Below are 25,186 nucleotides of genomic sequence, written 5' to 3' on the forward strand. Positions count from 1 at the left end.
CCTGTAGAGTTCGGAAACGACGAAGGCACCCGGCGAGTGAGAGCCGCCGGGTGCCTTCGTCGTTTGTTCGGACTGGTGGTGCGCTACGTCCGGTCGTGCTTGCGCAATTCGATCACGCGCCCACCACCCTCGCCGCGCGCGGCTTCGGCCAGGACGACCGCAGCGGTGTCGCGGATGCGCTCGATGGTGCGGCGGTGCACACCGGTGCCGTTGTGCACCGCGTTGATGCTCGCGCCGCGGTCGAGTGCTTCCAGCACCCGCACTACGGTCTCGACGGGCATCCGCGCGCCGACACCGCGCCCCCGCACTTCGGTCGCGAGCGGGGTCAGCGAGGCCCGCACTTGGCTGTCCTCTCCCGCACCAGCACCAGCACTTGCCCCCGCACTTTCGACCGTCGACAGGGCGAGTGCGGCCTGCGACCGCGCCCCCGCACCAACCGATGCCGGGTACCCCGCACCAGCGGCGCGAGAGGGATGGGAAGTCCTGGTTCGTGGTGCGCGCGGTGCCCGCACTTCCTCCGCACTTGTGGCCTCGTCGGTGGTGTCGTCGCTGGTCGGGGTGGTGCGGGTTTCGGTGCGGGCAGGTGCGGGGGTCTCTTCGGTGACTGGTGCGGCGGGTATCGCACTTTCCTCGCTCGGCTGGTGCGGTGCGGGCTCGGCGGTGTCGGTGGCGGCCCCCGCACTTTCGTAGTGCGGGGTGCCCGCACTACCCGCACTTGCGTCCGTTTCGGGAGTGCTGTGCATCTCCGGCGAAGTGCGGTGCGGGCTCTGGTGCGGGGTCGGCAGGACCGCACTTTCCTCGTCCGTGAAGTGCGGTGCGGGGGCAAGTGCGGGCTCCGCAGCGAAGTGTGGTGCGGGGTCGAACTCGGCCTCGAATTCGGCCATCGGCTCCGGAGTGCGGGCCTCCTCGTCACGATGCTGCGCAACGGCGGGCGCCGACGGCGCGGGCTCGGTGCGCGCGGCGCTGGAGTGCGTGGTGTGCACGCGCAGATCGGGGAGGTGGGTGGCCAGGTCGGCGTTGATGCGCTGCGCGACGATCTCTCGTGCGCGGGCGTTGTCGCGGCCGAGGTAGTGCAGCACCCACAGCGCGCCACCGATCAGCACGGGCGCGATGCCATGCAGGCTGGCCTGGTACCAGTGGCTCGCGGCGACGTAGGGGTAGGTGTTGAGCGCCAAGGTCAGTAGGAACAGGCCGACCTCGGCCCACTGGAGTCCCGGTGACGGCTCGACGCCCGCGGCTTCGCGGTGCTTGGCGGTGCCCACGGCGATGATGACGAGCAGTCCGGAGATCATGCCCTCGACCAGGAACGACACCCAGAACATCGGGTCGGACGGGCCACCGGGGGCCATGTTGTGCTGGACGTTGACCGCCGACCAGATCATGCCCGCGGTGATGACCGCGGCGCAGCCGTAGCGGGTGCCCTGGCTGTAGCGGTGCAACTCCGCGATCGTCGAGGCCGGGGTCTCCGCGCGGCGCTGCGCGGCCAGGGCCTTGCGGGCGCCCACGGCGTCACGGATGTCGGCGGTACGGATCTCGGCCTCGGCCTGCCGGATCGCGGACTCGGCAGCCAGCTGCGCGGTCAGCTCCGCGCGTTCAGCCTCGCGCAGTTGCGCGCGCCGCCACTCGGCCAGGCCGCGCTGCTCGGCGATCTCGGCCTCGGACAGAACCTCGGTCAGCACTGTCGCGGCGTCACCGCCGAGTAGGTCCCGACGGCCGCGGGCGGTGGTGAGCTGCTCGGCCAGGGTCTCGACGTCACCGCTGGGTGGATGCGCAGGGGCGGGTGTGGTCTTCTTCGTTCGGAACAGCATCAGCGGTCGCCCTTCTTGGTGGTGCGGGCCTCGGTGAGCGCGGTCCGCAGTGTGGTGATCTCGGATTCGAGTCGGGTGATGGTGGTGTTGGCGGTGTCCAGCGCGCCCTGCACGGCGGTGAGCTGCGCGGTGTGGGCGGCCTGGGCGCGGGCGAGGTCGCCCTCGTGGGCGGTGTGGAGGCGGTCGCGCTCGACGCGGTTGTCCTCGCGGGTGGCGGTGAGTTCGTCGCGCAGACGGGCGATCTCGGCCCGATCGGCTTGGGCGCGGGCATCGGAGTCGGATCGGATGGTATCGACCTGCGCCCGCAGTTCGCGACGTTCGACGCTGGCCTCCTCTCTGACCTGCGCCAATTCCGTGCGCAGCCGCGCGGTTTCGGCGCGGGAGTCGGCGGCGGCGCGGTCCGCGGCCGTGGCGGCGGACTCGGCGCGGGCCTGGGCAGTCCGCGCGGCGGCGAGTTCGTCGTGGGCCTGGGTGATCTGGAGCGCGGCTTGGCGCTCGATCTCCTCGGCTTCCTCCACTCGGGTCTGCGCGCGGGCCTTCTCCTGCGCGATCGCCTGATCGGCGGCCGTGCGGGTGTCCTCGAGTTCGCGGTGCGCGGTCTCGACTTCGGCCCTGCTCGCGGCGACTTTCACGTCGGCGGCGGTGTTCGCGGCCGCGATCTCGGCGGCGGCCTCCTCCCGCGCTTGGGCGGTCTCGCCGCGCGCGACCTCGACGAGCGCCAGGTGCTCGGCGACGCGGGCGTCGGCGGCGGCTGTGGCTGCCGCGATCTGCTCGGCCGCAGCGGCTTCGGCGTCCTGACGTGCCTGGTCGGCCTCGGCCACGCGGGCGTCGCGGTCTGCGATGGCGTCCTCGGCGGCGCGGGCGGCCAGTTCGGCATCCTCGACCGCGCGGTCCCGCTCGCGGCGCGCGGCGACCGTCTCGGTCTCGGCTTCCTCGGCGGCCGCGCGGGCGGCGTCGATCTCGGCTTGGGCGTCACGGCGCAGCTGCGAGACCTCGGCGACGGCGGCGTCCGGATCGCCCGCGGTGGCCACGATCTCGGCGGCGCGACCGATCAGCTCCTCCAGCTGCGCCCGGTGGGAGGTGGTGACCATCTCCCACTGCGCGAGCAGATCCGCCATCGAGGACCGCGACGAGGTCACCGGGCGCGGGGCCGACCGTTCGCGGCGCGACGGGGCCTTCCCCGCGGCCGCCAGTTGCAGTTCGCGCTTGCGCTGGAACGCCCCGAGGCGGTCGTGCTTGCGGCGCACGCCGTCGGGATCGATCCGTTCGACGCCGCAGTACTCGCTCTTTCGCCCGGGACGGCCCGCGCCGTCGTCCAAGGGCTGGCCGCACACCTGGTGTTCGCCGGATTCGGCGTCGAATCCTGTCCAGAACTGGCACACACGCGGCGCGACGGCGGCCGTCGCGGGCGGGGTTTCGGGCTGTGTCATACCTCGAATTCTACCACAAATCGTTATGTTTGATACGTTTTTAATTCGTTTCGTTAATACGTTTTAACAAAACATATTAATAAATGCTAGCTATGCTAGCGCGCCTAGCTATAGATACTTGCTATGGATGTTAGGGTCGCTCCGTGAGCGAAACGAGCGCGCGCAGCGATGAGAGCCAACCTCGCCGGATCGTGCTGGCCAACCAGAAGGGCGGCGTAGGAAAAACCGCCACCACGCTGGGAATCTCCAGCGCGCTGGCCGCGGCCGGTCGCCGCCGCGGTGAGGGCGGCCGGACCCTGGTACTGGACATGGACCCGCAGGGCAATGCCACCGGTGGGGTCGGTGTCGAGGTCGCGCCGGGGCAGCTGACCGTCGCGGACCTGTTCGACCGCACCGCCAAGCCGGGCGCGCTGGCCGACGTGGTCGTCGCCTCGGCGTGGGACCTGGTCGACATCGCCCCGGCCACCCGCGAACTGGCCGCCGTCGAGGAAGCCGGTGACGCCGACCTGGTGTGGCGGCTGGACGCGGCCTTCGACGGTGTCGACCTGTCGGCCTACGACGCGGTGCTGTTCGACTGCCCGCCCTCGCTGGGCCGGCTCCTGTTCTCGGCGCTGGTCGCCGCCGATCAGGCCATCGTGGTCACCGAGGCCACCAAGGACTCCGTCAAGGGCGTGACCGAGGTCGAGGAGACCATCGACCGGGTACGCCGACGCCCCAACCCGCGGCTGGAGCTCGGCGCCATCGTCGTCTCACGCCGTCGCAACACCGGCGAGCACAACTTCCGCGAGCGCGAACTGCGCGAGGCCTACGGCACCTACGGCACCGACGGGGGCCTGGTCTGCCGGACCGTGATCCCCGACCTGTCCGCCCGACAGGACGCGCACTCCGCGGCGAGACCGGTGCACCTGTTCCAGGGCGGCAAGGTCATCGCCCTCCAGGTCGCCTACACCGACCTGGCCATCGAGCTGGGCCTCACGGCGGGAGTCTCGGCATGAGCGGCGTCAACCGCGAACCGGCGATCAAGCGCCGTCACCCCGCCGACGCCATCCCCGACCGCCCCGAACCCACCAGGCCCGACCCCACGCCCGCGGCCGCCGCACCCGCACCCGCACCGCCGCAGATCCCTCCGGCGACACCGCTGGAGGAACGCCTCATCGAACAGCACAACGTTCGCATCCGGCCCTCCACCAAGGACCGCCTCGGCCGCGCGGTCGACAAACTCCGGTACGAGACCGGCGACCGCAGCATCTCCATCGCCTCGATCACCGACCTCGCCCTGCGCGAATACATGGACCGAAATGGCTGCTGACCTGCAAGGCTAGGTTTGCTAGCACGACTAGCTAGCAGTGATCGCGGTGCACACCTCGACCGCAGCGCTCCGCACCCCAGCCGAACTACCACCCGGCGCGGTCATCGTTCGCGGGCACCGCGCGCGAGGTCGCGCAGTTTGGCGGCCGCCCGCAGCCGCGCCGCCGCCTGGGTGCTGAGCCCTCGCTGTCCGGCGGCCGCCGCAACCGCGCGGGCACGGCTCACCGCCGCCGACCCCCGAGAGGCCGGTACCGAGGCCATCGCCTCAGCGCGTCGAGCCTGGGCCTCGGCGCGCTGGCGGGCCAGCCGCTCCAGTTCCGCGGCGGCTTCTCGCGCCCGGTCGAGCAGCATCGGCGGCTCGTCGACCGGGGTGCTGGCCAGCAGGTAGGCCAGGTAGGCGTAGGGATCTCGGGGCCGGTCGAAGATCCGACGCCCGCTCAGGTAGACCTCGTCGAGGGCGGCGTGCACGTCGTCGGCCTGCCACCCGTGGATCGCGCGGCGGGTCAGGACGGCCGCCAGCCCCTGCACCCCGAGTTGTCGTACCCAGAGCGGGAAACGGGCGTCTGTGCGCACTCTGGCGGCCAATAGCACCGCCCTGGAGTCGTACGCTCGAGGTTTCCGGCGAACCCCCTTCGTGTCCTGGCCGCGCGGAGCGCGTCCCTTCGTCACGTCCTGGTGGTCAGTAACTGCTCTCGGACGTGAGAGAGAAAGCGAACCGGGGCTTTGCCCCGGTGGGGTGCCAAAGCCCTGGTGGAGGATGAATTCCACCAGGGAGTTATCCACAGCCAGTGTCGTGGATTCGTGCAGTGCGGCAACCGCTGACCAGCCGCGGCACGGGTCGTCACGCCGCCACGAGTCCAGGCGTTCGGCGCGGGTGCGGTGACGGCCCCGGAACACCACCGTCCTACCGCCGAGGGCACCCAGCAGTCGACGACACCGATGCATGGTGGACTCGCTGCGCAGGGTGACCTTCTGGAGCGTGGCGACGGTCAGCCGGGCGTTGCGGCCGGTGCCGTGGTCGGCGCCGCCGGATTCGGCGATGAGGTAGTGCTCGAACGTCCGCCTCGATACCGATTCGACCATGCCGTTGCGGCGCAGTAGCGCGTAGTACTGGTCGTAGAGGGCCAGGTGGTGCGCGATCCACCGCTCACGCGACCACCAGCACGCCGGAGACGCCGCGTAGGCGTTCTCGGGCAGCTCCAAGCGCAGGGCAGGCACACGGAAGAGCGGGACCGCCAGCGCGGGCCTGCGTCCGTGTCGAGGAGGCGAGGCGACACAGCCTCGTGAGATGCGAGAGGGTAGCCAACACCGGCTGTTCGCGGAATCGTGACCCGATACACCGGGCGCGATCCTTTGTTGCGAACGTGCAGTATTGCTACCCTTGGAACCGCTTTCCAAAGCGTCGGTCCTCAGGGGCCATGAAGAGCCTCCCAGTTGGCGCTGGGAGGCCTTCGCTCGTTATGGGGACTATCTCCTCCGCGATCGGCTGCGGAGTCCTCCGGCTAGGCCGATATCGGCAGTTCCTCCTGTCCGTTGTCACCGGGATAGGGCGGCAGACCGAGTTCTCGCCGAAGCGCGATCTCGAATAGCGCCCTCTTGCTCAGCCCTCGCGCCGCTACTGCGGCGTCCAGGGCATCCACTACCTCGAACGACAGATTGGTACCGACGGGTTTCGTCACCGGGAGTCTGCGCGTTCTAGCCATAGTCGTTAGTACTAGCTCGTTTCCGACCATATCTGTGGCTGACACGCCGCAGAACCACTGTTTTCGCCCAATCTGGGGGCATCACTCTGGCTTCAACTTCCGGGCACGAAGCGAGAAATACAGCGGCAGTTCGATGCCTTCGGGCGGTATGTACTGCCGCGGAGTGACTTTCGTAAGCGAGGGCAGTGCGCGGTCCAACCAGGGGAATTCGTGGAAGAACTCGATGTAGAGGCCAGCCTGTGCGACAGCGGTGATGAGGTCGCCGGTGCTGTGGGTCCACAGGTACTTGCTGCCAGAGACGACCTTGGCATTCGGTTCGGCGTAGGAACCGGTGACCACGTGCCGCGTGGGCTCCGGTCTGGACCAGTAAGGCCGCCCGAGACTGAGGGTGTCGGCGGTGTCGTCGACGGCGCGCGCAAGGGGGTGCATGTCGGTGAGGTAGAGGGTTCCTCCGGGCCGTAGAAAGTGGCTCGCGACGTGCACCCAGCGATCGAGGTCGGAGATCCAGCCGAGGACGCCGCGTGAGGCGTAGACGACGTCCCATGCACCAGTGAGGTTTTCGGGCAGCGCCAGCACGTCGGAGCACACGAACTCGGCGGTCACCGCCAGGGATTGCGCCAGTTCGGTGGCGATCTGGACGGCGACCGGGGAGAAGTCCACGCCGGTGACCCGCGCGCCGCGACGAGCCCACGCCACCGAGTCCGCGCCGATCTGGCATTGGAGGTGCAGGAGACGCAGACCGGTGACGTCGCCGACCTCGGCGACTTCGTAGGGCCGGAGCTTATCGGCCCCGGCCCGGACCGCATCGAGGTCGTACCAGTCGCTTTCGGCGTGGATCGCTGCCCACTCGTTCCAGAGTTGACGGTTGGACTCCACTGCGGCAGCGGTGTGGTCTGGCTCGTCTGTGGGCATCAGGAGACGGTCACCCATTGGCCCTCGGGGATGGCGAACTCGCCGAATTCCAGGACGACGCCGGATTCTTCGGGCCAGCTGTTCTCGCCGCGCAGGATCGGATCGCCTTCGTTGATGCCGAGTCGTTCGGCGATGAGCGCGGTCGCCCGAGCGGCGCACTGGCGGTAGCTGTCGAGGCCTACCTTCGGGAAGCGGCCGGTCCGCTCCTTGACGAGGCCGATCGTGCCCTGCCCTCCGGGGATTGGTGCCAGGTCGAGCAGTTCCGGCACCGTTTCCACCAGTTCGGCGGGCATCCAGGTTACCGACCAGGTCACGGGCACATCCCCGTGTGCGGTAACCCGTTCGCGGCGAACGACCCGGTCACCCGCATCGAGTCCCATCGCGTCCGCGACGTGCTGGGGTGCCTCGATGACTTCGGCCGAGATGATTTTCGAGGCACCGTGCGGGTAGATCACGCGGCCGCGGTGAACAGACCGCAGGCGATCCGCAGGCGAGTAGGTCGATCCCTCCAGGAAAGCAACGATGGTGCCCTGCTTGCTGGTGGAGACCAGACCGTCGGCAGCGAGCTGGCGTACGGCCTTGGCCGCGGTGGTGTAGGCGACCTTCCAGTAGTCGGCGATCTCACGAACGGTCGGCAGACGCTGCCCCTCGGCGAGTTCGCCGCTGGTGATCGCGTCGCGGTAGTGAGTTACGAGCTGGAGGTACACGGGCTCGGGCCGCTGCAAGTGCGGATTCATATGGGGGTCCTTCTCTCGGAGTTCATCGATCAAGTCTAGCCATCGTGTGCGCGTGTGCGCGCCGCGGATCAGGATGCCGCACAACCGGCGATTTTTCGACCGTGTGCGCTCTTGTGCGTGGTCGCTATCACGTTCATACTCAATCGTGTGCGCTATGCGCACACAGCGCGCACACGATTGAGGAGGACGCGATGAACATCCCCGACGTATGGACGAGCAAGACCTGGCGGCGCAGCGCGGCGCCGACCATCCCGGCGGTGATCGAGGCCGCTGGCCACTTGGTCAGCGAGACCACCGAGCACCACGCCGATTACGTGGGCCAGGACCTGTGGGTCGTGGACTACCTGCCGGGTCGGACGCTGACCCGCGCGCAGGCGACGGCGGCGATGCGGATCGCGGTCGCTCCGGAGCGGCCGGAAGTCGAGCGGTGGGCGGGTCTGATCGGCCTGACCGCTGCTGAGGCACTGGGCTTCGTGTCGATGGCGGAGGCGGTGGCGTGATGGCCCGCGAGCGCGTGATCGATGTCTATGTCCCGGTCGGTGGCGGGATCGCTGGTGGGGTCGGTGTGATGGGCGCGTTGTTCGCGGCCGCCGTGCTGGTCGCCCTCGCCGCGTTGGTGGCTGTGGTGCTGCTGTTTCCCTCGCACGAGCCCAGCACCCAGTCCCCGACCCGCGTGATCGGCTCCTGCGAGCCGTTCTGCGGTGTCGCCCCGACCAGCACTGTTCCGGCGGGGAGTGCGCGGTGATGAACAAGCCGACCAAACTCCCGGACCCGGCGACCTTCACCGATCGCGCCTGCAACGGCGTGGACCAGGACGTGTTCTTCCCGCCGAACCGGGCGGGTGCCGCCGATCAGGCGATGGGCCTGTGCCGTGGCTGCCCGCGGTTGGCCGAGTGCGCCGAGTGGGCGGTCGGTGAGGTGCTCGCGGGTCGGCTGACGGGCGCGGTCACCGCGTCGGTGAAGGTGCCCGCCTCGCATTCGCGTCGCGATCAGAAGCGGCGACTGGTCGTCGCCGAGGAACTCCGCGCCGTCGCTCTCACCGTGCGCGGAGCCCGGATCGCGGAAGGGGCCGCGTGATGGATCGCAGTGTGAAAGCTCCTGGTGGTAGCGCTGTTTCGGAGTGGGCTGCGCCGCTCGCGACGGGTGCGGTGTTCGGTGTGGCCGAGGTGGCGGGGCTGTCGGTCCGGGTCGGCGGTGCCCTCTTCGGCGGGCCTGATCAGGACGTGCCGTGGAACCCGGCCGCACTCGGAATCGGGCTGATGACCGGAGACGTGGATTGGACGCACGCCGCTACAGGCGGTGCGGTCACTCTCGTCGTCGGTGCGGCCGGTGCGGTGGTCGGGGCGCGGTGGGCGTGGACGGCGGCGTGCGGCAAGTGCGCGCAGCTGCGCGGGTGCGGTCGGGCGGGCCGGATCAAGAAGCAGAAGGTCGACACCCAGTCCCGGTACATGGCCTACGGCCGCGAGTTGGCCGATCTGCGCCGCGACGCGGTGCTGGGCAAGGCCCAGGACCTGAACGTGCGCCTCGGCGAGGACGACGTTCCGGGGGTGTTCGTCGGGCTCAATGTCCGTGACGGGCAGGAGCTGTGGGCCTCGTTCGAGGACCTGCACCTCGACATCTGGGGGCCGCGTCAGGGCAAGTCGACCTCACGGGTGATCCCGGCGGTGATGGAAGCCCCCGGTGCGGTCGTGGCCACGTCGAACAAGCGTGACGTGGTCGACGCGACGCGCGATGCCCGCGCGGAGTTCGGTCGGGTGTGGATCTTCGATCCGCAGGGCGTGGCCGAGCAGGAGCCGACGTGGTTCTGGGATCCCTCGGCGTGGGTGCGCGCGGGCGGCGATCTCGTGATCGCGGAGCGTCGCGCGGCCGAGCTGGCCGGTCATTTCGCCGTCGGCGGGGACGCCAGCAAGACCGACGCCTTCTTCGATCCGGAGGGCAAGGATCTGCTGATGGCGCTGTTCCTGGCGTGCGCGGTGTCGCGGGCGCCGATCACCCAGGCCTTCGACTGGACGGTCACCCCCGACGACACGACGCCGGTCAAGATCCTGACCCAGGCGGGGTTCCGTCGTACGGCACGGGCGTTGTCGGCCCAGTACTCGGCCTCGCCGAAGGAGAAGTCCGGGGTGTTCTCCACGGCCAAGAAGATGGCCGCGTGCCTGCGCTACGAGGGCATCCGCCCGTGGGTGACCCCGCCCGAGCCGGGCGAGGTGCCGCGCACGGAGTTCCGGTGCGCGGATTTCGTGACCTCGACCGAGACCCTGTACCCGCTGAGTCTGGAGGGTGAGGGCACTGCGGGGCCGCTGTTGACGGCGCTGTGCGCGGCGGTGGCCGACGCCGCGACCACCGAGGGCACCCGCCACGGCGGTCGCCTGCCGGTGCCGATGCTGATCGCGCTGGACGAGGCGGCCAACATCGTCAAGTGGTCGGCGCTGCCGAAGCAGTACTCCCACTTCGGTTCTCGCGGAATCATCGTCATGACCATCCTTCAGTCCTGGGCGCAGGGCGTGGGCTGCTGGGGCCACGACGGCATGACCGCGCTGTGGTCGGCCGCGAACTTCAAGGTCCTCGGCGCGGGCCTGGACGACGCCGGATTCCTGCGTGATCGCGCCGAGTTGATCGGCCAGCACTACGAACTGGTCGACTCGGTGTCCAAGAGCAACGGCCACCGGTCGGTGTCGACCTCGCGCACCACCGAGGTGACGTTGACCGCCAGCGATCTGGCCTCGCTGCCGCGCGGGCGCGCGGTGGTGTTCTCCTCCGGGCACCGCCCCGCCCTGGTGCAGCTCGTGCCGTGGCGCGAACGTCCCTATGCCGACAAGGTCGACGACTCGATCAAGCGCCACGACCCGGCCCGCAAGCACGCCCCGTCCACGGCCGGGGTCACCCCGCCACCGCGGCTGCGCAGCGTGCCCACCGGTGAGGAGGTCGTGGCATGAGCGAGGCCACCGACAACCCCGCGCCCACCGAGGACGCTACGGCCGCTCAGGCGGTGGTGGCGCAGATGGATCTGGGCGCGCTGCTGGATTCGGCGACCCGCAAGGCGGTCACCGCCCAGGTCAACGCGGCGGCCAAGGAGATCGCCGAGGGGGTGGTGGCCGATCTGCTCACCCCCGAGGTGGTGGCCGGGGTCCGCGAGACCGCCGTGAACCAGGCCAACGCCGCCCTGAGCCCCACCGGCGCCGAACCCGAGCCCGCCCCGGAACCCGCCGCGGCGGCGGACGGGGAGGCCGAGGAGCCCAAGCGGGAACTGCGTTTCAAGACCCTGGCCGACTTCGTCGAGCGCTACGTCGCGCAGGTGTGGCGGCGTGAGGTCAGCGAGTTCCAGTCCGAGAAGTACTTCCGCTGGTGCCCGGACTGGCACGAGCACGGCGAGGTCGTGGCACGGATGGAGGCGCTGTGGGCGGCCTTCGAGCACCTGCGCCTGGGTGAGACCACCGAGATGAGTGAGTTCTGGCTTTCGCACTTCGGCCCGCACATGGCCGCGATCCTGAACCCGCAGGGACCGTTTCGGCACTGCTCGGTGGAGAAGGGCCACAGCGCCGAGCTGGGTCCGCTGCCCTGCAAGCCGATCTCCGTGGCCGTCAACACCGAAGGCCACTACACCGAACGCCCCTCGGGGTTGTTCGTGCCGACCGACACCGGCAAGCCGCTGCGGCGACGGGTCGAGATGGCGTGGCCGGAGTGAACACCGCCCCGACACACGATCAGGGATCGTTCGCGCTGGTCACCGATGCCCTGGAACGCGTTGTGGGACCGGGCAGGCCATCGGGGACCTGGACCAAGTTCTGCTGCCCGGTCCACGAGGGCGACGGTCGCCACCACGACCCGTCGCTGAGTGTGAAGCACTTCGCCGACGTGGGCCGCACGAAGGTCGAGTGCCGCGCGGGATGCGATGACGAGCGAATCCTCGACGTGCTCGGGCTCAAGGTCCGCGACCTCTACGACAACCCCTTCCAGCCCGGAACCCGGCGCGCACAGAGCGGTCCGCGCCGGGGCCGGGTTCCGGCGCGCAAGCCCGCGCCTAGGGTCTCTCAGGCCGATCGGGCGATCGAGGCCGCCGGAATCCCGGTCACGAAAGCCAAGACCGACCTGGGCGAGCGGGTGACGCCGTGGGAGCGCACCGCGACCTACCCGTACCTGAGCCACGACGGTGAGGTCCTCGGCGAGGTGATCCGCAAGGAAGCCCAGTTCGAGCGCGGCCGCGACAAGGCGTTCTCGCAGCGCCGCTGGGACCAGCAGGCCGGGCAGTGGCAGGCCGAGGGCTTCGCGAAGGTCCCGTTCCAGCTCCCGGCCGTGCTGGAGGCGATCGCGCAGGGCCGAACCATCTATCTCGTCGAGGGCGAGAAGGACGTGCTCAGCGCCGAGCACGCGGGACTGACCGCGACCACCAACGCCGGTGGCGCCGCGGGCTGGAGTCCCGAGCACGCGCAATGGCTGCGCGGGGCGCGCACGGTCGTCATCGTCGCCGACCGTGACGCGCCCGGCTACCGCCGCGCCGAGCGCGTGATGGCCAGCCTGAAAGGCCGCGTGGAGCGGGTGCGGGTGGTGCAGGCCGCCACCGGCAAGGACCTCACCGACCATCTCCACCTCGGCCACGAGATCGCCGAACTCGACCCGATCCCGGGCCTGGACCCCTACACCCCGATCCCCGCCGACGGCGCGCTCTCACCCGCCGGCGGGGCCTCGATCACCCCGGGCTCCGACGTCACGGTCACCAGCCCCTCACCGACCCACCCACCCACCCAGCACGAAGGAGATCCCACTGTGGGAGAAGGATTCGTCGCGCCGCTGCGCGATCACCCCGTCGACACCACCCCCGACATCGACCAGGTGTCGGGGGCCTGGGCGCGGTTCATGCAGCTGTGGTTGCAGCAGTTGCTGGTCTTCGCCCAGAAAGCCCAAGCCCAGCGCGCCGCCGACCGTCGGGTCGCCGAAGCGCGGGAGGAAGCCGAGCGGGCGGTGATCGAGGCCCGTCACGAGGCCGAGCGCAAGGCCATCGAGACGCGGTTGTCGATGCTGCGGAAAGCGGGCTGGGACAACGCCACCCGCGCCCAGGTCGCCGGTGCGGTCAAGGACGCCGCGGCGTGGGCCGCAGATTCCGAGGTCGCCGCGCGCACGATCGCCGAACTCCAGGACCACGTTCACCACCGGTGGGGTCTGCGCGTGGATCTGGAAACCGGTGCGGTCACCAACGCGGTCACCGTCGAGCTGGCCGAAGCGCTGCGGGCCCGGGAGACCGAGCGCGCGGGCGCGCACCGGCTGCGGATGGCCGGGGACCGGATGACCAAGGTGGTCGCCGGGATCGAGGGCCTGTCGGAGTCCGAGCAGCAGATGCTCTACCAGCAGATCAACGCCTGGCAGACCAACCCCAGCGCGGACGAGTTGGCCAAGCTCACCGCCGCGCTGAAGGACCGCAAGGTCTCCGAGCGCGACCGGACCCAGATCCGGTTCATCGCCGGATATCTCGGCCCGGAGGCGGTGGTGCCCGACGCGCAGGTCGGGGTGGTGCCGTCGGTGCTGCCCTCGCGGGAACTGCGACGTATGGAGGCTCCGCTGGTCGATCCCGGCGAGGAGGTCAAGCCGCGGGTGGACGCGCTGCTGGTGCGCTACCGCGACCGGCTGCGCGGCGGGTTCGACACCGCCGAGGTGCGCGGAGAACTGGCCGAAGCGGTGGCGCTGATGATGCCCGAGGACCAGGCCATCGCCCGGGCGCGTGGGGTGGAGATCCGCACCGACCCCACCGTCGAGCACAAGCCGCTGTGGCCCGACCACGTCGACCGCGAACAACTCGGCGACTCGATCCGGATGTACGCCGCACTGGCCCCGGAGTCCGAGCGCCAAGCCGCGATGGCCGGACGCCTGGACGCCGAGACCGCCGAAGGGCTGCGCAAGCAGGCCCAGGTCCATCGCCGCCGCATCGATCACGCCCTGACCCGGGGTAAAGGGCTGCACGAGTTGGAGATCGACCAGATCCGCGCCGTGATCGCCGACGCCGACGCCGGGGTGCCCGCGGTGCCCCAGATGCTGTTCGTCGATGACCGCACCGGAGCCTCGGTCGACCTGACCCGCGCCGACGACGCCGCCCGGATCAACGGCTACATCGACCGGCGCCGAGTCGAACAGATCCTCGGCTCGGCCGCGGCCCCCGACCGCGCGATCGCCCGCACCACCGACGAGGTCTCGCAGGTGTTCCACCTGCAAGCCCAGCTCGGCGCGGGCCGGATCAGCCTGCCCGACTACGAGCAGCACGGCGTCGAGGTCCGCCTGGACGCCGCCCTGACCCGCAGCGGCGTACCCGAACCGATCCGCAACAGCGTGCGCAACTACCTCACCCGCGTCACCGAGGAATCGGCGATCACCGGCACCCAGACCCGCCGCACCGCCGACCAGTGGGCCCAGCGCAGCGAGCGCATCGCCGCCGATCGCGGCGTCCGCCCCGACTACGACAGTCCCGAACGCCGCGCGGAGATGGAGGCCGGGCTGCGCGCGGAGGGGAGGTCACCCGACCAGGTCGCCCAACGCATGGCCGCCGACGCCGGACGAGCCAACCCCATCGAGGCCGCGGTGCGGACCACCCCCGGCAAGGCCCGCAAGACCCGCACCACCCGGCCCGGCAGCGGCGTGGAGCGCACCCAGCATCGGGGCCCCGAAGAGGAACGCGGCCTGGGCCGCTGACCTCGGATTCCAAGGGGGGAACCGATGGCACCACCGCTCGAAACATCCACCGGTAGCGGCCCACACCTGGACTGCTACCCGTGGATGGCCGCACCCGCGCACCTCAAGACCCGCCGCCAACTCCGGGCGGCGGGTCTCGCGCCCGGCGGACACGAACCCGTCTCGAAGATGGTCCGCCGCCGCTACGGCCGCGAGATCGTCGCTCACCTCTACGACTCCCGGCTGGCCACGCCCAAACGCACCGCCACCCCCGCCCAACTGCTCGCCGTCGCCAAAGCGATCCGCGAGCACCAGGCCCGCGCCGCCGAACGCCGCGGACTCACACGCGCCGACCTCACCACCGAGGTCGACCCCGGCCCCACCTGGGCCGGACCTCACCCCACGAAGGAGAACACCATGCCCGAAATGCACGTCAGCACGCCGCGCCCGCAGGAGGTGACCATCGGCCCCGACGGCACCCCGACCTACCACTTCGCCCCCGGCGCGACCTTCGGTGTAGTCATCGACGAGACCCGACCCGCCGCGGAGTTCCCTACGCCCGCGAACGCGCCCACCGTCGAACGCGAGACCGATCAGATCAAGCGCGAGCAGGCATTCGGGTACGCGGCTGCGGCGATGTTCCGGGCGCGCGGCACCCGCGACGTGATCGACGCCGCGCAGATGAGCGGCGACCCGCAGCGGCGCGAACGTCTCGAGCAGACCCGCGCCGAACAGAACCGCTATCTGAGTCGGGTCACGTTCGGGCAGTATCCCGACCTCGACGCGGAGGCGTTGGCCGCCTCGGCCGCCTGGTACGGCGAATTCCCCGCCGCCACAGCCAAGTTCGGTGAGCTGACCTACCACTTCGCCCAGCGCTACGGCGTGACCGTCGACCTCGACGACATGTCCGCCCGCCTCGACGGTTGGCATCCTCCAACCGGTCACGGTCAGCGCGTGGCGTACATGCACGCACGCGTCGCGGTCAACCAGGCCAACAACCGACGCGGGGAACTCGACCGGATGGCCGACCAGGCCCAGCAGGAAGGCACCTACGCCGAACTGGAGAAAGGGGTCCTCAAAGCGGTCGAGAAGGTCGAGGCACGACTCGGCGAACCGGAGAAGAACCGCTACGAGCGAGTCACCCGGTTCGCCGACGCGCTGATGTGGAGTTTCGGCTCCCAGGTCGCCGCGCAACAGGCCGACGAGATCGCCGAGACCTACCACCACGAGTGGGGCGTAATCGTCGACACCGCCACCGGGACCGTGCAGATCGATCCGGAATTCGACGCACCCGCCGCCCAGATTCGCACCGAGGCCCGCGCGGAGTGGGCACGCGAGACCGCCGCGATCGAGGCCGTCTCGGCCACCCCGTTGAGCGAGGAGATCGGCCGAGCCGTCGCCGAGCGGCTGCACGCGTGGCGGGGCCCGGAAGCGGCCGTCACCGACACCCCACAGCTCTACCTGGACAGCCGTCGCGAGCGCCGCGCGGCGCTGAGCCTGGCGTTGGCCGAAGTGCGGATGCCCGAGTCCGACCGGTCCGCCCTGGAGTTCACCATCGACTACGCCCGCGGCGACGTCGACGGCCACGACCTGCTCACGTCCCCGGTGACGGTCGATCCGGGCGAGGAGACCCGCGGCCGCGTCGGCGCGCTGCTGCGCGCCTTCACCGGGCGACAAATGGCGGCCGCGGAGATGACCGAGGAGATCTCGGTCATGACCGAAACCGATCAGCAGGCCGTGCGGGAGGTCGGGCGCGCTCTCACCGCCCGAAAGACCGTCGACCTCGACATCTGGCCCGACCACATCGACCGCGACGAGGTCCTGTCCACCCTCGAATCCTTCGTCAACGACGCCGAAGAAGAGCGGATGACCGCCGACTACATCGCCGACTCCTACGCCAGCTTCTCCCAGGAAAACCCTGAACACCTGGGGATCTCCGACGAGACCGGGGACCGGATCGCGCGCATGGCTGAGACCGCCGAGACCCTGCGCGCCGCGGTCGGTCCAGACCGACTGGGTCTCGCCGAGGTCGAGCGCGGACAGGTACTGGCCACCCTCACCGACGTCCAGACCGGCCGCATCCTCGAACGCAATCAGCTGCCCGAGCTGGTCTTCGCCGACGAGCGCACCAAGACCGAAGCCGACTTCATGCGTGACCAGGTCACCGGTTCCGGTCTGGCCGCCGCCACCCGCGACAAGGTCCACGAACTCGTGCCCGCCTCCACACGCGGGCACGAGAACGAGAAAGGCCGGCGGCTCGGCAGCGCGATCGATGGCATGCGCAACACCCTCAGCTCCATCGCGGGCGGGCCCTACGCCGGAATGGACAAGGCCCGCCAGGACTACCGCGAAGCCAGCGACCGGCTCGGGCGCGCACTCGGCGACGCCGGGATCGACGTCCCCACCAAAATCGCGGTCCGCGCCGCGATCGACACCGGTGCCCGCGCGGCCGCGCAGGCCGGACAAACCGCCCTGGACCGGCGCGAACAGTGGGACAACCGCCGCGACCAAGTCCGGGCCCACCGCGACGACCAGTCCGCCCAAGCCGCCGCCGTCGCCGCCGGTCGCTCCACCCCCGCCGAACGCGCCGCCCGCACCACCACCGCCACCCGGCCCACTCCCGCTGTCGGCGCCGAACCCGGACCACGCCACCTCCACGAACCCGACATGGGCCGATGACCACCACCCCAGACCAGGAGAACACCATGACCACCCTCGAAACCCCCACCACCACCGACGAACTCAGCGCCTACGAACTGCACGAACGCGTCGTCGTGGGGATGACGATCTCGCGCGGCTCGGTCGAGACCGCAATCCTGGGCCGCCAGCTCGGCCTCATCGACGGGCCGGACTACGAGCTGGCCAAAGTCCTCCAGAACCTCGACTTCACGCTGTGGCGGATCGGCCTCGGCGGTGAGGTCGAAGTTCTGCGCGACGAGTTCCGCGACCTGCTCGGAGAACTGCCATCGGCCCTGGCCGCCGCTGGATTTCCCTCCACCGTGAACGTCGCGATCAGCACGCTCTACGCCGACGGCCTGCGCGAGTCCGAGTACCTCGGCCAGATCGCCAACCGCCTGCCGTAACCGCTTTCCGAAACCATTGAGGGCCACCCGGATATCCGGGTGGCCCTCAATGGTTTCGGTGGTCAGGCAAGGAACATCACGCACAAGAACCCGACCGCCAGCACCACGTACAACAGCGTGGTCAGCACCCCACCCACCGACACCCGAGGTATCTGCTCAGAGGCTCGGCGCCGCCGAACGCGGGGAAGGATCGGCCCCACGGAAAACCCGCCCGCGGCTTCGGTGCGGCGGTAATGCTCGAAAGCCCGCAAGTCACGCTGCGTGATCGGCCGCATCTCGATGACGTAGGGGCGGGGACAGACCATCGTGGGGTGGTACCGATCAGGACACGACGAATTCACGCACGCGTACAACATCAGCGGTCCCCCTTGTCCCGAAATCATTCTGAACAGCGCGAGTATGCCCGCCGCCGCCGACAATCGCGAGGAACCGACCGGGTCAGCGCACGGGCACGGACCGCATGTCATGGTCGCAGTCAGGTCGGGCGGGCGGGGTGTAGATCACCGCGTCGCAGGCCACGCAGATGTGGGTGCGGTGCGAGCCCCCGACCTTCGTGCACGCCAACGAGCCGACCAGACAGGTCCCCGGCCCGAACTTGTGCCCGTTCGGGCAGGCTCGCGGCGCGGGTTCGACCCACCCGCCGCCGCGCACCTGATAGAGCCGCGACGGATCGTCCACCATCCGGCCGCCGACGTGATAGGTCGGCGCCCACCCTCGCGATTCGCTCACACGTTCGAGTATCCATCCGCGTCCCCGATGGACCACAACACTTCCGGCCTATCAAGATCGAATCTTCTCCGGATAAAGCGGAACCGCACTTCGGCAGAACGGATTACGGAAACAGCAGTGGGTTTACCACGTCAGGAATCAGCGGGAAGGAACGGTCATGCCAGAGTCGGCCGCGAAACCGATCCGATGCTGTTCGACCACCAACACGGCCTAGGCACCCTCGCGGTAGACGGTCATCCAATGACCGCTCGGTCAACGATCCGCACGGAATCGTGCATACACCCTTTGCGGCCCTGACCTGCTATTTACGGACGCGGTGTGTAAACTATGCACCGCAGCGTGTACTGCATTGCTGCGTTGCTGCACCGAGGTTTCCTCGGGAATGCGCGGAGCCCCCGACCTGCCAGTCGAGGGCTCCGACAAGGTGGTTCTGACCGGTCTAGCAGCTAGATCAGAGCCTGTATCACCATGACGACCGCCGCCAGCACCCGCTCCAACGGGTCGGCGGCGGTCACGGTATGCCAGTCGACCTGGCTACCCCACTGCCACACCGTCCTGACGGTACGCACGAGCGCAACCACTTGGACGACCCACTGGACGAACCGCTTGAGGCGGCGACAGTCCTTCTTCTTTTCTTCCTTCTTCTCTGTGGGCTCAGCCATACGGCCTCCAGCACCTATCGATCCCTCGCGAGATCAGTGAGCCAGACCATGACTCCTGGGCACGGCACATTCTTCGTGACGGGCAGAGAAGCACCGAGCGTGACGACTGCTCAGGTCCTCCCCACTCGCCACGCGATCCGCGGCGGCCGAGGCCGGTGAGTGATCACCGGAAATCCACGACCAGATCATATGCGAACCCGCGACACCAGCGGACGAAGGTGCGGAGCGAAATCGCCGCCGCACGGCGATTTCTCACAACCGCAGCGGCTTACTCAGGACATTCGAGCGCCAGCTCGCACCCGGTATTTGGGGTCGACGTGGTTGTCATAGCCCTCGGTGTACATCCACCTCATGAAGTCGTTGATGGTGGTCCGGCACCATCTTGCGCAGGTTGGAGAATTTTGCAGCGAGGCCGGTACCGATCGCCCGCTTGATCCGGGCTGCCAGTTCTTCGGCCGATAAGCGAAGTTGAGCATCTTGTCCTCGACCGGATCCCAGACCCGCTGCTAAGGCTCGCCACTGGCGTTGTCGGAGAATCGATCGGTTCTCCGACACCCGACCCGAGACGCGGAACTCCCAGGTCGCGTCCTCCAGCACGGCGTCGGAGAAAGGCGTCGGAAGATCGCGAGTTTCTACCGGTCCCGACCACGGTCCGGACCGGTCGTGCGTCCCCACCCGTCGACCTCCCACCACGTACCGCGGTCGTTGTCGCGGACGGCCTCGGTGGGAGAGGACTCGGGGCCCAAGACTGTCGGGTGCAGGGCGGCGTGGATCTCGCGGGCCCGACGGGCGACCTTCTCCTGTCGGACCCGCCGCGCGCGATCGGCCGCGGCGGTGAGAAGAGACCGGGCGTGATGGCCGATCTCGCGCAGGGCCTCACGACGGGCGGGAGCCAGGTCGCGGGTGGCGTCAGCGAGGTCCTGCTCGAGCCGTTCGAGTTCCTCGCGCAGTTCAGCGATCCGGTCGACACTGGGATCATCGCCGAGCTTCCTGGCGTCGGCGATGACCAGTTTGTAGCGCTTCTCGAAGTCGAGCATCACGGTCCCCCCGAGGTTGATGAACGTGGTTCATCCAACGGTATGCGCCCCAGTGGATTCGAGGAACCTCATCGAACGACCTCGATGGTTTCCCGCGAGCAGTGCGACTCCGCCGGAACCTCATCGCGACGCCCGCTGGGCGGGGTCCTAACCTTCTGATCCGTAGTCGGGTGTGTCAGGCGGTCGAGTGGTCGCAGAGCCTGTTTGGCCCGCGGACACGCCGACGCGTTGGATTAGGAAAGGTCCAGACCTCGGGCGGATCATGAGCCCATGACGCGCCGCAAAGGCCACCCACCCGCGTTTCGCCGATTGATGGAGGAAGCGAAGCGGAACGCTGCGGGATCGCCGCCACGTAAGCATCACCTCGTACCTGGTTCTTATCTGCAACGGTGGGCGGAGCCGGACGGTAAGGGACGCAGTGAAGTTCGTGTCACCGAGGTGGACGAACACCGCAGCTACTGCGTCGCGCCTAAGAAAGCCGCCCGCGAAACCGATTTCTACCGACTCGAACACCCCGACATCGACCCGGACACGTTACCGCCACTGCTGTTCGAGACCTACCTCAGCAAGATCGAAGGCCACGCGGTGCAGGCAATCGATGGCCTGATCCGGCACGGCGACACACGCGAACTCGGCGCCGAGACGTTCGTGCTGTTCGCCATGTATCTCGGACTGACCGCGACCCGCGGGCGGGAGTTCAGAACCCGGGCACACCAGATACTCACGGACGGCTACAAGCTCCTGTACGCCGATGTCAGCGATAAGACGATCGTGCAGAAACTGCGTGATCATGGCATGGAACCCACCGACGAACTGATCGCTCAGCATCGCGCGTTCCTGGACGGTCTCCAGACCGGCGAAATCGTTGCGCGAATAGAGGATGCCCAGTTGGTCCTTCAGTCGGCCGAGATGGCCGAAGACGTTGCCGAGCGATTCGTTCACCGCGAATGGCTGGTCTACGAGACGCCGCCGATCCTGGTGACGTGCGACGAGCCGGTCGTCCGGGTCGCCGGGCCGGGCGCGCCGCGCGGCGAAAGAAGCGGAGTCGAATCGAGCGGTGCGGTCCTGTTCCCGCTGGACCCCTCCCACCTTCTCGTCATGTTTCACCCCGACATGGCTCCACGAGGGCCGCTGGTGCTCGATCACACCGAGACAGCAGAGATCAATCAGGAGATCATCGCGGGGTCGACGCGGTGGGCTTTCGAGCGTCCCCGGCGCAAAGTCGCTGAGCGCCTCACCGTTCCGCCGCTGCCGCCTGAGGCGATGAAGACCGAAGGTCCACTCGCACAGGTCGAAGGTGCCAAGGGAGATCTGTACCGCCAGTACGCGCCGACGCGATGGCAGGACGATCCGCACGCACCCCCGTGGCCGGTGGCGCGGTGGTGGCCCGGCTGGTCCGCCCACCAGTACCCGAGTCTGGCGAACCTCGGTCACAACGGACGAGTGGCGTACAACCCCGAGCCGGAGCCTTGGCGACCGCCGCGAAAGAAGAAGCGGCGCCGTCGATGATCGTGCCGCTGACGGCGAACAGGAGCCTGCACGGGATGTGGTAGTGGACCGACCGATCCAGCAGCCCGTTCGGCTTCCATTATCGCTGGCGGTGGCGGCGTCCATCCGGTTGGGTGGTGACAGAATCACCACCAGGTCGCTGCGAACTAAACCGCGATTCGTGTTCGGAAATCGACCGCTTTCTGAACGACTCGATCGCTTCGGCCGGGTGGTGGTCTGGCGGGCTACTGGGTGGTAGGACGCGGGATCGCGCAGAATCGTGCGATGGCCGGGAGGGTGAGCGCGGTTCGCGCGCAGGCACGTACGAAATCCGCCACGCTGCGCGCGCGACTGAGCGCGGACTCCCGCGCGGCGATCGGGCGCCGCGCCGGACGGATCCGACTACTGCCCGCGGTCCTGCTAGCCCTGACCGCTGGGCTCGGTGTGGCGGCCGCCGCGTACGGGTTCCTGCGCTGGATCACCCCGGTCGACGCGAGCAAGGGTGCCGCCGAGATCGACATCACCCGCGTCGCGTTGACCGTCGTCGCCGGCGTCGGCGGCGTCGTTGCCCTGGTCATCGCCTACCGGCGTCAGCGAGACCTCGAACAGTCACGGTTCGTCGAACGCTTCGGCGCCGCCGCCGCGCAACTCGGCGCGACCGATGTCGCGGTCCGGATCGCGGGGGTGTACGCGATGGCCGGTGTCGCCGATGAATCCGAGGGCACGCGCCGCCAGCAGTGCATCGACGTCCTCTGCGGCTACCTGCGCCTGCCCTACGACGCGGAGCACGGTGCCAGTGGCCGCACGAAACTCGTGGTCAAAGCCCCCCGCGTAGAACGCGGGCGCGTTCGTGGAGAGACTGAGGAACACGTCGAGTATCGGCAGAACGATCGAGAAGTCCGTGCCACCATCGTTCGCGTCATAGCTGACCATCTGCGTCCGAAGGCTGACTACAGTTGGTCCGCGAGCAACTTCGACTTCCGGACCGCACATCTCGAAGACGTCGATCTGAGCAACACCACCTTCGCCGGTGACGCCAGGTTCGTCGGGGCAACCTTTTCCGGCCGCACTGAGTTCGCCAACACCACCTTCTCCGGCACTGCCGAGTTCGACGAGGCGATCTTCTCCGGCGACACCCGGTTCGTCGGGGCGTCCTTCGCTGGCACCACCCAGTTCGACAAGGTGACCTTCTCCGGCGCCATCCGGTTCAGCGGGGCAACGTTCGCTGGCGATGCCTGGTTCTACAAGGCGACTTTCGCTGGCGACACCTGGTTCAGCGAGACGACCTTCGCTGGCGACAACACCTGGTTCAGCAGAGCGACCTTCTCCGGTGCCACCCGGTTCGACAGGGCGGCCTTCGCTGGCACCGCCCGGTTCAGCGGGGCAACCTTCGCTGGCGAGGCATGGTTCGCCAAGGCAACCTTCGCTGGCGAGGCATGGTTCGACAAGGCGACCTTCGCTGGCACCGCCCGGTTCAGCAGGGCAACCTTCGCTGACGACACCTGGTTCGACGAGGCGACCTTTTCCGGCGACACCTGGTTCGACAGGGCGGCCTTCGCTGGCGACACCCGGTTCGACGAGGCGACCTTCTTCGGCAGTGTCCGCTTCGTAGGTGTGGAATTTGGCGCCGCGGCCGTCAGCTTCGTCAACCCCAAGCAGTGGGGTCCTCCGGCACCGATGTTCGACTGGGGTCACGATGTCAGCCAGAAGCCTGTCAATATCGAGCCGCAGGACTGGCCACCCACCGTTTCGACGACCTCATAGTCTCTCGGCTCGTGTTCGGGAATCGTTCGTTTCCCGAACACCCCGGCGCGCCGCTGGCGGTGAGTGAGGACTCGCAGGAGCGGGTGTTCGGAAACCCGTTCGGAAACCGGTAGGCTCCCACCCGGTTGTCGAACACGTTTTCCGAACGGGCGGAGTGGGTTTCATGGCGTTGGTCGGTCTGGTCCGGGTGAGTACGAGTCGGCAGGAGACCGCGCGCCAGCACGACGACCTCGACCCGATCTGCGTGAAGGTCTTCGAGGAGAAGATCAGCGGCAGCCTGAAACTCGCCGACCGGCCGGGGTTGCAGGCCGCGCTGGACTACATGCGCCCCGGCGACATGCTCACCGTCCAGGAAGCCGACCGCCTCGGGCGCAACCTCCTCGAAGGGTTGATCGTCCTCAACGACCTGTTCCAACAAGGCATCCAGGTGAAGATCCTGGCCGGGATCGCCGCGGGCGAGCACACCGAACGCAGCCTCATCCTCGACCTGGCCCTCGCCCTGGCCGAGGACCGGCGCCGCGACATCGTCCGCAAAACCCGCGACGGACTCGACGCCGCCGCCCGCCGCGGCCGCCGCGGCGGGCGACCCACCGTCATCGACGACGACAAACGACGCGCCATCCTCGCCCGCCGCGCCGAAGGCCAATCCCTGCGCGAGATCGCCCGCGGTGTCGGCGTCAGCCTCGCCGTCGTTCATGGCGAGGTAAGTACTGCTCAAGCCGGAGGTTGAGCAGACCGCTCAAGCTGAGCCTCATCGATCCACCTAGCGAACAGGCTCCACGCTGCCAGACGCTCTAGCGCAGTCTGATCGTCGAGTTCGATCTGATCGTTCGGGAGGTGTCCGACCGGGTTGCGGATAGCGGCGAAACACCCTGAGCCGAACTCTCTGGCACCATTGACCATCGACTTGGCTGTCTGGGCATCCTCGATATGTGGGAAGCGGAGCCGAGATTTACCCGGCTCAGCGGGATCGTTGGAGAATGCCTGTTTGACCAGGTGGGCGTCTGCGACGTCTCGCCGCCCGACCTTCGATTGAAGCATCGAGTTGACGGCTTTGGCTGCGGCGAACACAGCTTCGTGACGGTGGCCTGTGCTCCATTGCGGGGCTGCGGCTTGCCAGATGAGGTGGTGGAGCGAACTGGCCGCGATCTGCGGCGAGCTGTCCATCCCACCAAGCATCTTCGTGGTGTGCTCGTGCACTTGAATCCTGGCGATCAGGCTCTTGATTGCTTCCAGCAGGTATGTGTAGCGGTAACCGCGACCGTCCGTCGGATGTTCCTCTCTCCACTGCGGGTACAACCGGTCCAAGATCATGCGAACCTGCTCCACGACGAAGTAGGCATCATCGGCACCGCTGGCCGGGCGCATCTGCCTTTCCGAAAATGACCTGGGACTGGCCGCGCGGTGGACGAGGTCCTCATGCGAGGGCGAGAGCTGCCGCACTGCCTCCTCGAGCGTTTCTCGGACACTCCAAATGTCGACGCCTGCAAGGTTCACGGCCTCATGATCGCTCATCCTGGCGTGTACACGACAGCGGTTATACGGCTGGCCTGCGGAAACAAGTTGGCGTGGCGGATGTCTCGTAAAGGATCGACTCTCCAGACATCGCGACGATCACCACGGACCTCGTCAGTCGTTGTCGGGTACGGCGTGGCGGTGTCCTGGCGGTAGTTCCAGCCACACCGGCGTGCGATTATGTACGGCAGGAACCTGGGCAGCCGCGGGGAATTGGCGTCTTCCCCATCGCTGTGGTGTTCAGCCGGGACACCTTATCGCTGCGAGGCTGCGCCGCCCGCCGCCGCTTCGAGAGTCGCGGCTGCGTTTCGCATGCCCAAACTCAGCCTCGGCTCTCTCTGAACAAGAGAGACGGA

The 25,186-nt window shown here is 68.6% G+C and carries 23 protein-coding genes; 13 read left to right on the forward strand and 10 right to left on the reverse strand.

The window, feature by feature from the left end:
• Positions 1-83: 83 nt before the first annotated feature.
• Positions 84-1,808: a hypothetical protein gene (locus ON30_RS36645; RefSeq protein WP_051030214.1), complete on the reverse strand. Its 1,725-nt coding sequence runs from the start codon at positions 1,806-1,808 to the stop codon at positions 84-86.
• Positions 1,808-3,238: a coiled-coil domain-containing protein gene (locus ON30_RS30945; RefSeq protein WP_040713275.1), complete on the reverse strand. Its 1,431-nt coding sequence runs from the start codon at positions 3,236-3,238 to the stop codon at positions 1,808-1,810. The genes ON30_RS36645 and ON30_RS30945 overlap by 1 nt, the downstream gene beginning before the upstream one ends.
• Positions 3,239-3,381: 143 nt before the next feature.
• Between ON30_RS30945 and ON30_RS30950 the strand changes: the two genes are divergently transcribed.
• Both ON30_RS30950 and ON30_RS30955 read left to right on the forward strand, forming a co-directional pair.
• Positions 3,382-4,233, forward strand: a complete 852-nt coding sequence (locus tag ON30_RS30950) for a ParA family protein (RefSeq protein WP_051030215.1) — start codon at positions 3,382-3,384, stop codon at positions 4,231-4,233.
• On the forward strand, positions 4,230-4,547 hold the full coding sequence (locus tag ON30_RS30955; RefSeq protein ID WP_040713278.1) for a hypothetical protein: 318 nt from the start codon (positions 4,230-4,232) through the stop codon (positions 4,545-4,547). Before ON30_RS30950 ends, ON30_RS30955 begins: the two co-directional genes overlap by 4 nt.
• A gap of 101 nt (positions 4,548-4,648) precedes the next feature.
• Here the strand turns inward: ON30_RS30955 and ON30_RS30960 are convergent, their stop codons facing one another.
• From ON30_RS30960 to ON30_RS30970, 3 genes are all read right to left on the reverse strand, one after another.
• Positions 4,649-5,764, reverse strand: a complete 1,116-nt coding sequence (locus ON30_RS30960) for a hypothetical protein (protein WP_157183972.1) — start codon at positions 5,762-5,764, stop codon at positions 4,649-4,651.
• Between the two features lie 566 nt (positions 5,765-6,330).
• Positions 6,331-7,161 (reverse strand): class I SAM-dependent methyltransferase, encoded by an 831-nt coding sequence (locus tag ON30_RS30965; RefSeq protein ID WP_051030224.1) that lies wholly within the window; start codon positions 7,159-7,161, stop codon positions 6,331-6,333.
• Positions 7,161-7,898 (reverse strand): GntR family transcriptional regulator, encoded by a 738-nt coding sequence (locus ON30_RS30970; RefSeq protein WP_051030216.1) that lies wholly within the window; start codon positions 7,896-7,898, stop codon positions 7,161-7,163. The genes ON30_RS30965 and ON30_RS30970 overlap by 1 nt, the downstream gene beginning before the upstream one ends.
• Before the next feature lie 191 nt (positions 7,899-8,089).
• Between ON30_RS30970 and ON30_RS30975 the strand changes: the two genes are divergently transcribed.
• From ON30_RS30975 to ON30_RS31010, 8 genes are all read left to right on the forward strand, one after another.
• Positions 8,090-8,398, forward strand: coding sequence for a hypothetical protein (locus tag ON30_RS30975; RefSeq protein WP_051030217.1), 309 nt, complete (start codon positions 8,090-8,092; stop codon positions 8,396-8,398).
• Complete coding sequence (locus tag ON30_RS30980) at positions 8,398-8,643, forward strand: hypothetical protein (protein ID WP_040713284.1); 246 nt, start codon at positions 8,398-8,400, stop codon at positions 8,641-8,643. The genes ON30_RS30975 and ON30_RS30980 overlap by 1 nt, the downstream gene beginning before the upstream one ends.
• Positions 8,643-8,975, forward strand: a complete 333-nt coding sequence (locus tag ON30_RS30985; protein WP_040713286.1) for a WhiB family transcriptional regulator — start codon at positions 8,643-8,645, stop codon at positions 8,973-8,975. The genes ON30_RS30980 and ON30_RS30985 overlap by 1 nt, the downstream gene beginning before the upstream one ends.
• 80 nt (positions 8,976-9,055) lie before the next feature.
• Entirely contained in the window at positions 9,056-10,834 is a 1,779-nt protein-coding gene (locus tag ON30_RS30990; RefSeq protein WP_245554300.1) for a type IV secretory system conjugative DNA transfer family protein, read from the forward strand.
• Positions 10,831-11,583 (forward strand): DUF4913 domain-containing protein, encoded by a 753-nt coding sequence (locus tag ON30_RS36650; protein ID WP_051030219.1) that lies wholly within the window; start codon positions 10,831-10,833, stop codon positions 11,581-11,583. The genes ON30_RS30990 and ON30_RS36650 overlap by 4 nt, the downstream gene beginning before the upstream one ends.
• Positions 11,571-14,573, forward strand: a complete 3,003-nt coding sequence (locus ON30_RS36655; protein ID WP_083911829.1) for a toprim domain-containing protein — start codon at positions 11,571-11,573, stop codon at positions 14,571-14,573. Before ON30_RS36650 ends, ON30_RS36655 begins: the two co-directional genes overlap by 13 nt.
• Before the next feature lie 24 nt (positions 14,574-14,597).
• Positions 14,598-17,231: an RRQRL motif-containing zinc-binding protein gene (locus ON30_RS36660; protein ID WP_157183973.1), complete on the forward strand. Its 2,634-nt coding sequence runs from the start codon at positions 14,598-14,600 to the stop codon at positions 17,229-17,231.
• Complete coding sequence (locus ON30_RS31010) at positions 17,228-17,635, forward strand: hypothetical protein (RefSeq protein ID WP_040713289.1); 408 nt, start codon at positions 17,228-17,230, stop codon at positions 17,633-17,635. Before ON30_RS36660 ends, ON30_RS31010 begins: the two co-directional genes overlap by 4 nt.
• Before the next feature lie 62 nt (positions 17,636-17,697).
• Here the strand turns inward: ON30_RS31010 and ON30_RS31015 are convergent, their stop codons facing one another.
• From ON30_RS31015 to ON30_RS31030, 4 genes are all read right to left on the reverse strand, one after another.
• Positions 17,698-17,940 carry a hypothetical protein gene (locus tag ON30_RS31015; RefSeq protein ID WP_040713292.1) on the reverse strand — a complete coding sequence of 81 codons (243 nt, stop codon included), beginning with the start codon at positions 17,938-17,940 and terminating at the stop codon, positions 17,698-17,700.
• A gap of 133 nt (positions 17,941-18,073) precedes the next feature.
• A complete protein-coding gene (locus tag ON30_RS31020) occupies positions 18,074-18,364 on the reverse strand; it encodes a hypothetical protein (RefSeq protein ID WP_157183974.1) in 291 nt (96 codons plus the stop codon).
• A 446-nt stretch (positions 18,365-18,810) separates the two neighbouring features.
• Positions 18,811-19,026, reverse strand: a complete 216-nt coding sequence (locus ON30_RS31025) for a hypothetical protein (protein WP_040713297.1) — start codon at positions 19,024-19,026, stop codon at positions 18,811-18,813.
• A gap of 632 nt (positions 19,027-19,658) precedes the next feature.
• Positions 19,659-20,063: a hypothetical protein gene (locus tag ON30_RS31030; protein WP_157183975.1), complete on the reverse strand. Its 405-nt coding sequence runs from the start codon at positions 20,061-20,063 to the stop codon at positions 19,659-19,661.
• 270 nt (positions 20,064-20,333) lie between these two features.
• Between ON30_RS31030 and ON30_RS31035 the strand changes: the two genes are divergently transcribed.
• The 3 genes from ON30_RS31035 to ON30_RS31045 all read left to right on the forward strand — a co-directional run bounded on the left by ON30_RS31035 (position 20,334) and on the right by ON30_RS31045 (position 24,045).
• A complete protein-coding gene (locus ON30_RS31035) occupies positions 20,334-21,572 on the forward strand; it encodes a DUF4238 domain-containing protein (RefSeq protein ID WP_083911830.1) in 1,239 nt (412 codons plus the stop codon).
• Positions 21,573-21,836: 264 nt separating this feature from the next.
• The gene (locus tag ON30_RS31040) at positions 21,837-23,315 is read left to right on the forward strand and encodes a pentapeptide repeat-containing protein (protein WP_051030222.1); all 1,479 of its coding nucleotides are present in this window, start codon (positions 21,837-21,839) and stop codon (positions 23,313-23,315) included.
• 163 nt (positions 23,316-23,478) lie between these two features.
• Positions 23,479-24,045, forward strand: coding sequence for a recombinase family protein (locus ON30_RS31045; RefSeq protein WP_040713355.1), 567 nt, complete (start codon positions 23,479-23,481; stop codon positions 24,043-24,045).
• On the opposite strand, the gene ON30_RS36665 is transcribed toward ON30_RS31045, so the two are convergent.
• Positions 24,030-24,830, reverse strand: coding sequence for a TIGR02391 family protein (locus ON30_RS36665; RefSeq protein ID WP_051030223.1), 801 nt, complete (start codon positions 24,828-24,830; stop codon positions 24,030-24,032). The genes ON30_RS31045 and ON30_RS36665 overlap by 16 nt on opposite strands.
• Positions 24,831-25,186 lie beyond the last annotated feature (356 nt).

It is taken from the genome of Nocardia takedensis NBRC 100417 (assembly GCF_000308695.1).
GTDB classification, from domain to species: domain Bacteria; phylum Actinomycetota; class Actinomycetes; order Mycobacteriales; family Mycobacteriaceae; genus Nocardia; species Nocardia takedensis.